Origin of the sequence: Salipiger sp. 1_MG-2023 (genome assembly GCF_030547555.1) — a bacterium.
GTDB lineage: Bacteria > Pseudomonadota > Alphaproteobacteria > Rhodobacterales > Rhodobacteraceae > Salipiger.
In genome coordinates this window covers 46,606-52,988 of record NZ_JAUOQN010000034.1, presented here as the reverse complement: position 1 = coordinate 52,988, position 6,383 = coordinate 46,606, and the positions used below count along the sequence as shown (strand labels likewise).

The following is a 6,383-nucleotide window of genomic DNA, read 5'->3' as shown; positions in this document are numbered from 1 at the left end:
TGTTTGGCAACATCAAACCAACCAGATGCACCGCCAGCTTTCAAACCGCCCAAACACCAGATTCAGCCATAGCTCTGCGCAGGGCCGACTGTTGCAGACGCGCAACGATATTTCGTTGCCGCTGCGACGGGCTATGAAGGCTGGTGGCCAATCACGACTGAAATAGTCAGATAGCAGAAAATTCACAATCCAAGCCTGAGCAAACACGGAGTAGCCAAGGTCTAGCCGGAGGCTCTCATGAGTGTTTCTCGACTTGCCCTGCTCGCGGGGCTTACCGCATTTTCGACCACGTCGCAGGCTCAGGATGCCGGGGGCATGGATCTGGGCACTTTGTATCTGGAAGCTGAAAGCGACGACACGTTGGTGCAAAACGGATACGTCGCCGAAAGCGGCCGTCAGGCGACCCGCGTCGATACCTCAATCCGCGACATTCCGCAGAACATCAGCACCGTCACGCAGGACCAGATCGAAGACCAGCAGCCGCGCACGCTGTTGGATGCGCTTGGCTACAGCTCGGGCACCAACGTCAATGCCTTTGGATACGACAGCCGCTACGATGCAGTCTATCTTCGCGGATTTTCAAGCTATTACAACGGCTTGTTTCGAGACGGATTGCGGCAGGTGAATGGCCCCTCGGCGTGGTACCAGAACCACCCCTATAGCTTTGAGGCGGTCTCGGTGCTCAAAGGTCCATCGTCGTCCATGTACGGCGTCAGCGGCTCGGGCGGTATCGTCAACGTGGTGTCCAAACGCCCCAAGGATGAATCCTTTAACGAGATTCAGCTGACCTTTGGCACCGATGACCGCAAGGAACTGGCCTTTGACTTTACCGGGCCCGTGGGCGATGGGCGCCTGAGCTATCGCCTGACCGGGGTGACCCGCGATGCGGACACGCCGCTCGATGGCTATAGCGACGATCTCAACATGATCGCGCCCGCGCTGACATATGAGCTGACAGACCGCACCACCATCACCCTGCTAAGCGAATACGCCAAATCGATGCGCGGGGGCACGGCATCTTATTACAACGAGGCCTACGGCGAGGCATCGGATTACTATATCGGCGATCCCGATTACAACGATTTCGTCAACGAGCAGTGGCGCATCGGCTACGAGGTCGAACACGCGCTGACCGATACGATCACCCTGCGCCAGAAGCTGCGCTATTCCGAGGTTGACGCCGATCTGGAATTCAGCGGCGTCTACGATACGGGTGCGGGTTTTGGCCGCTACTGGGGCCATTACCTGGAAGATTCGGAAAACCTGACAATCGACACCAGTGTTGAGACGGCTTTTTCCACCGGGTCTTGGGCGCATACGGTCGTGGGCGGGTTTGATTTTGCCCGCTCATCCTATGAAACCTATTATGGCGGTGTGGGCTACGTGTCAGCCGCGGCGACGGATGCGGCCGATCAGCCCTATTCCGGCGGTCAGGACATGGACCAATACGGCATCTATCTGCATGATCAACTGAGCAGCGGCCCTTGGACGGTCTTTCTGAGCGGGCGGTACGATTGGGTCGAAACCACCACTTTTGACGCGGCGCACGATGGCACCGACACGTCGGACGAAGGATTCTCGGGGCGGCTTGGCCTGAGCTATGCAATCAACAGCGACCTGTCGGTTTTTGCCAACGTCTCCAGCAGCTTCGTGCCCACCACAGGCATCGTCTACGACAGCAATACCGACCCCGACAGCGGCCACACCGGCGATCCCACGCGCGGGCTGCAAAAGGAAATCGGCCTGAAATACCAGCTTCCCGGCACCGAGAGCCTGATCACCGCATCGCTGTTCGACATCCAACAGGAAGACGGCGTGGTGTTTCAGACGGTCGATTCCACGGTGTTCGGCGGGCTGTATCAGGTGCAGGTGCCCTATGATCTGCGCTCGCGCGGGTTCGAGGTCGAAGGGCAGTTCAACTTTGCCAACGATCTGCGGCTGACCACATCCTACACCTATCTGGATATGGAAATCGAGCGCGGGGCCACCGGAACCGAGGGCAACCAGCTGTCCGCGACCCCGGAACATGCCGCATCGGTCTGGGCGTTCTATGAACCCACCAACGGCGCGCTTGCGGGTTGGGGCTTTGGGGCCGGTCTGCGTTATGTGGGCGAAAGCTGGGGCGATGACGAGAACACGTTCAAGAACGACGACCAGCTTTATGCGGATCTGTCGTTGTCCTATGACTTTGGTCGGGTCGGCTATGATGGGCTGGGCCTGCAGGTGAATGTCAAGAACGTGTTCGACAACACCGACCAGACCTGTAGCGCCGGATATTGCTACCGCACCGAAGGCCGCACCGCGACGGCCAGCATCGCCTACCGCTTCTGATGGCTGTGCAGCGGGGGTCGTGGGGCGTCATCGGGGCAATCGGTGGCGTCTATGTCGCGCAAAGCGTCATCGGCGGCGTGACATGGACAGGCCTTCCGGGCGTTTTGCGCGCGCAGGATCTGCCGCTGGATCGCATTGGGTTGATTTCGCTTCTGGTGCTGCCTTGGGCGCTGAAATTCCTTTGGGCGCCACGGGTCGAACGGTTCCGCCTGCCGGATGGTGGGCGAGATCGGTCAACCACCATCGTTTTGGCGGGTGCGGCGATTGTGATCGCAACCCTTGTGCTGGTTGGACTGATCGGGCCGTTTCCGGTGCTACCGGTTCTGGGCGTGCTTATGATCGCCGCCTTTGCCACGGCCACGGTGGACATCGCCTGTGATGGCTATGCCGTCGAGGCGTTAAAGAACACGCGCTATGGTTGGGGCAATGCCGCGCAGGTGGGTGGCGCCTATCTGGGCGCAGCCATCGGCGGGGGCGTTTTCCTGATCTTGGTTGACCAGGCGGGATGGACCGTTGGTGTTTGGAGCATGGCGCTGGTGGTTGCGGTGCTGTGCCTGCCGTTCGCCTTCGTCGCCCGCGCCGCTGGAGCCGCCAGCCGCCCGCACCAACCTAGTCTGCGGGCTGCATTGCGCCGCCCCGAGGTTCGCCGGGGGCTGGTGGTGGCCGCGCTGTATGTGGTCGCGCAAAAGACCGCGATGGGCATGTTTGGCCCTTATTTCATTGATGCGGGCTATGATTTGGCGCAGCTGGGTATCCTCAGCGGTGTGGGCAGCCTGACCTTGGGCTTTGCGGGGGCCATTGTTGGCGGCGCAACCGTGCGCCGCTTTGGCGCGCGGGGGGTTCTGGTGGGTGCCATCGTCTTGCAATCGGCCATTCTGGGGTTGGTTGCACTCTCTGCAGGCGACACGATTTTGCCCACGGCTTTGGTCGCCCCGATTGCTATGGTGGCCAGCGCTGCGGTCATGGCTTTTGGTTTTGTCGCGCTATATGGGCAGTTCATGAACTGGTCCGACCCACGCCAGGGGGGAGTTGATTTCACCCTGTTTCAATGCGCCGACGCCGCCATCAGCATGGTGTCCGGCACGGCGGCGGGGTTCGTTGCCGAACACTTCGGCTATGGCGTTTTCTTCGCACTGGCTTGCGCCGTTTCGCTTGCCACGCTTCCGTTGATCTGGCGGTTTGCCGGACAAAAGGCCCCCACACATGCCTGACGTTATCGCGCGCACCGACCTGATTGGCGCGGATTTTGCGCGCTTGCGCCAAGGCGCGCTGGCCCAGGCCGCCGAGCATGGCCTGACCATCGCGCAGGATGACAAGACCGGCATAAGGGTCGACACCTACTACGGACGCATCGGCTTTGCGCCGCTGGACGGTGGGGCCCGCGCCGAAATCTTCGCCCCACATGCGGGTCACCTTCAGGTGCTCAAAGATGCGCTCGTTGCGCAGATCGGCGCGGGATTTCCAAAGATCGCGCAGCGCATCCGCTGGAATGACGCCCCCCAAAAGGGGCAGTTGCCCGCTAACGTCAATGTGATGACGGTCGCTTCGGTCGCGCCGCTCAGGGGCGGTTTTCTGCGGGTTACCCTGCGCGGGGATGTCTCGCGTTTTTCAGACGATGCGATCCATTTCCGGCTGGCCATCGGCCCACAGGGGAGGCCCATGCAATGGCCCACCGTCGGCGCGAACGGTGCGACCCAATGGCCCCAAGGCGCGGACAAGCTGCACCTGCCGGTCTATACCGCCCGCAGCGTCAACCACGACGCCGGAACCCTATGCCTTGATCTGTTTGAACATGAGGGTGGTCGCGCCACGCAATGGGCCAGCACCGTTCCAATCGGGTCCGAGGTCCTTGTCACCAACCCCGGCGGGGGTGGCTGCCGCATTTCCGGCGAAATCAGCGGGTTTGCCGATGAGACCGGGTTCCCCGCTGTGGCGCGTATTCTAGAGGCCAATCCAGACCTCACCGGCCGATTTACGCTCTACCCCGGTCAGGAAGCTGCCGCGCACTACCCGTTTCCCGACCACGCCGGGGTCGAAATCGCGTTTGCGGCACCGGGCACGCAGGCGATGATGGCCGACGCCGCGCGGGCCGCCATTTGCGAGCGATGCCCTCCGTTCTTGTGGTTCGTTGCCGAGCGCAACCAAGCGTCACAAGTGCGCGCAGAATGGCGCAAGGCAGGCCACGCCGTACGGGGTGCCTATATCTCGGCCTACTGGCAATGGCTGGAAGAATAGTCATTTCAAGCGGATCGCCTCGCCACGGATCCAGCACAACATCTGCAATAACACGCCCGCATCGTCCCCAGAGCCATGCGCGTTGATTTCCACCCGGAAGTGACCCGGGTGGCGGCATAATTTCCATTGAAATTTGACCGATGTGCCCCCCTAAGCGGCCTTCGCAGGGGCGACATTGGCGTGATACATATGGGCCTTATGAACATCATCCGACGTATGGTGTGGATCGGCGCCCAACCTTAACCCTGAGAAAATGACAGTTAAATGCACGAATCCATATGGAATCCCTATTTTTAGGTAGGGTTGTGTTCGGTGTTGACGGAAGGCTGACGATGCTGGCGTCGATCATCAGCAGGTTTGCGGGGGCGTCGCGGACCCGGTGTATCCACCGGTGATGGCGGTTGAAATGGCCCGGCAGGCTTGGCGCTGCGGAAGGGCAGGCTGCAGGGCTTACGTCGGACCACATCCTTGCGCGTGTGGGATCTGAACGGCGCGGGCATCAGCCCTGAGCTGTGCTTTCGGCCCTGATGTCACCCCGGCTGGGGCCAGCCGGGGTGACATCTGCAAACAAGGTCAGACGCTGCGGATCATCCCGCCATCGCAGCGCACCATCGACCCGGTGACATAGCCGGCCGGATCGCTGCACAGGAACGCTCCCACCGCACCGAATTCCGTGACGCTGCCGTAGCGTTTGGCGGGGATCGAACCGCGCGAGGCGGCGCGCACGTCCTCCAGCGGCTTGCCCTGTTTTTCGGCGGCGGCGCCATCCAGCTGATCGACGCGGTTGGTGTGGATCCGCCCCGGGAGCAGCATGTTGCAGGTCACACCGTCGCCCGCGACCTCGCTCGCCAGCGTCTTGTTCCAGCCCGCCAGTGCACCGCGCAGGGTGTTGGACAGCGCGAGGTTCGGGGTGGGCTGTTCAATGCCGGATGAGGCGATGGTCAGCACCCGCCCCCAACCTTGCGCACACATGTCCGGGATCAGCCGCCCGGTCAGGTCGATCACCGACGCCACCATCGCCTGCGCCTGAGCCTGAGCCATCAGCTCCGCCACCTCGATATCACGCGCAGCGCCCGGCTTGGGGCCGCCCGTGTTGTTGACCAGAATGTCGACGCCTCCCATCTGCGCGCGAACATGATCTGCCAGCTTGGCGGAAAAATCCGGCGCGCTCAGATCGACCGTCACCCATTCGGCTTGCCCCGCGCCGCGCGCATTGATCTGCGCGGCGGTGTCTTGCAGCGCGTCGGCGTCGCGCCCGTCAGCATGATGCGCACGCCCTCAGCCGCAAGTGCCTCGGCAATGCTGCGCCCAAGGCCGCGCGATGAGGCAAGCACCAGCGCGCGGCGGTCTGATATTCCGAGATCCACGGGGGGCCTGCGTCGTCAGCTGGCAAAGATGCCGCTGGTGTCGGCAAAGCCCTTGATTTCGATCGGGTTGCCCGACGGGTCGAAGAAGAACATGGTACGCTGCTCGCCCGGCTCGCCCTCAAAGCGGATGACAGGGGGGATGTCAAACGCAATGCCGTTGTCCTGCAGCCGCGCGGCCAGCGCTTTCCAGTCGTCGAGGCCCAGCACCGCGCCCATATGCGGCATCATCACCATGTGATCGCCGACCTTGCCGGTGCGGGTGGTTTCGAATGGCTTGCCCAGATGCATCGACAGCTGGTGGCCGAAAAAGTCGAAATCGACCCAAGTGTCGTTCGAACGCCCCTCGGCGCAGCCCAGTACATCGCCATAGAACCGGCGGGTTTCATCAAGGTCGGTGACATGCAGGGCAAGGTGGAACACAGATTTCATTGGAGTCTCCGGTATTAGGTT

General features: G+C 61.9%; 5 protein-coding genes. 3 read left to right on the top strand and 2 right to left on the bottom strand.

Annotation, left to right across the window (positions count from 1 at the left end; translation table 11 throughout):
• Window positions 1-237 precede the first annotated feature (237 nt).
• Genes Q4543_RS15775 through Q4543_RS15765 form a run of 3 tightly spaced genes read left to right on the top strand, consistent with a single transcriptional unit; the run spans window position 238 to window position 4,566 of the window.
• Window positions 238-2,331: a TonB-dependent siderophore receptor gene (locus Q4543_RS15775; protein ID WP_303439664.1), complete on the top strand. Its 2,094-nt coding sequence runs from the start codon at window positions 238-240 to the stop codon at window positions 2,329-2,331.
• Window positions 2,331-3,542 (top strand): MFS transporter, encoded by a 1,212-nt coding sequence (locus Q4543_RS15770; protein ID WP_303439662.1) that lies wholly within the window; start codon window positions 2,331-2,333, stop codon window positions 3,540-3,542. Before Q4543_RS15775 ends, Q4543_RS15770 begins: the two co-directional genes overlap by 1 nt.
• Window positions 3,535-4,566 (top strand): siderophore-interacting protein, encoded by a 1,032-nt coding sequence (locus tag Q4543_RS15765; protein ID WP_303439659.1) that lies wholly within the window; start codon window positions 3,535-3,537, stop codon window positions 4,564-4,566. The genes Q4543_RS15770 and Q4543_RS15765 overlap by 8 nt, the downstream gene beginning before the upstream one ends.
• 573 nt (window positions 4,567-5,139) lie before the next feature.
• Here Q4543_RS15765 and Q4543_RS15760 read toward each other — a convergent pair.
• Both Q4543_RS15760 and Q4543_RS15755 read right to left on the bottom strand, forming a co-directional pair.
• On the bottom strand, window positions 5,140-5,784 hold the full coding sequence (locus tag Q4543_RS15760) for an SDR family oxidoreductase (RefSeq protein ID WP_303439669.1): 645 nt from the start codon (window positions 5,782-5,784) through the stop codon (window positions 5,140-5,142).
• A gap of 164 nt (window positions 5,785-5,948) precedes the next feature.
• Entirely contained in the window at window positions 5,949-6,362 is a 414-nt protein-coding gene (locus Q4543_RS15755; RefSeq protein ID WP_303439657.1) for a VOC family protein, read from the bottom strand.
• Window positions 6,363-6,383 lie beyond the last annotated feature (21 nt).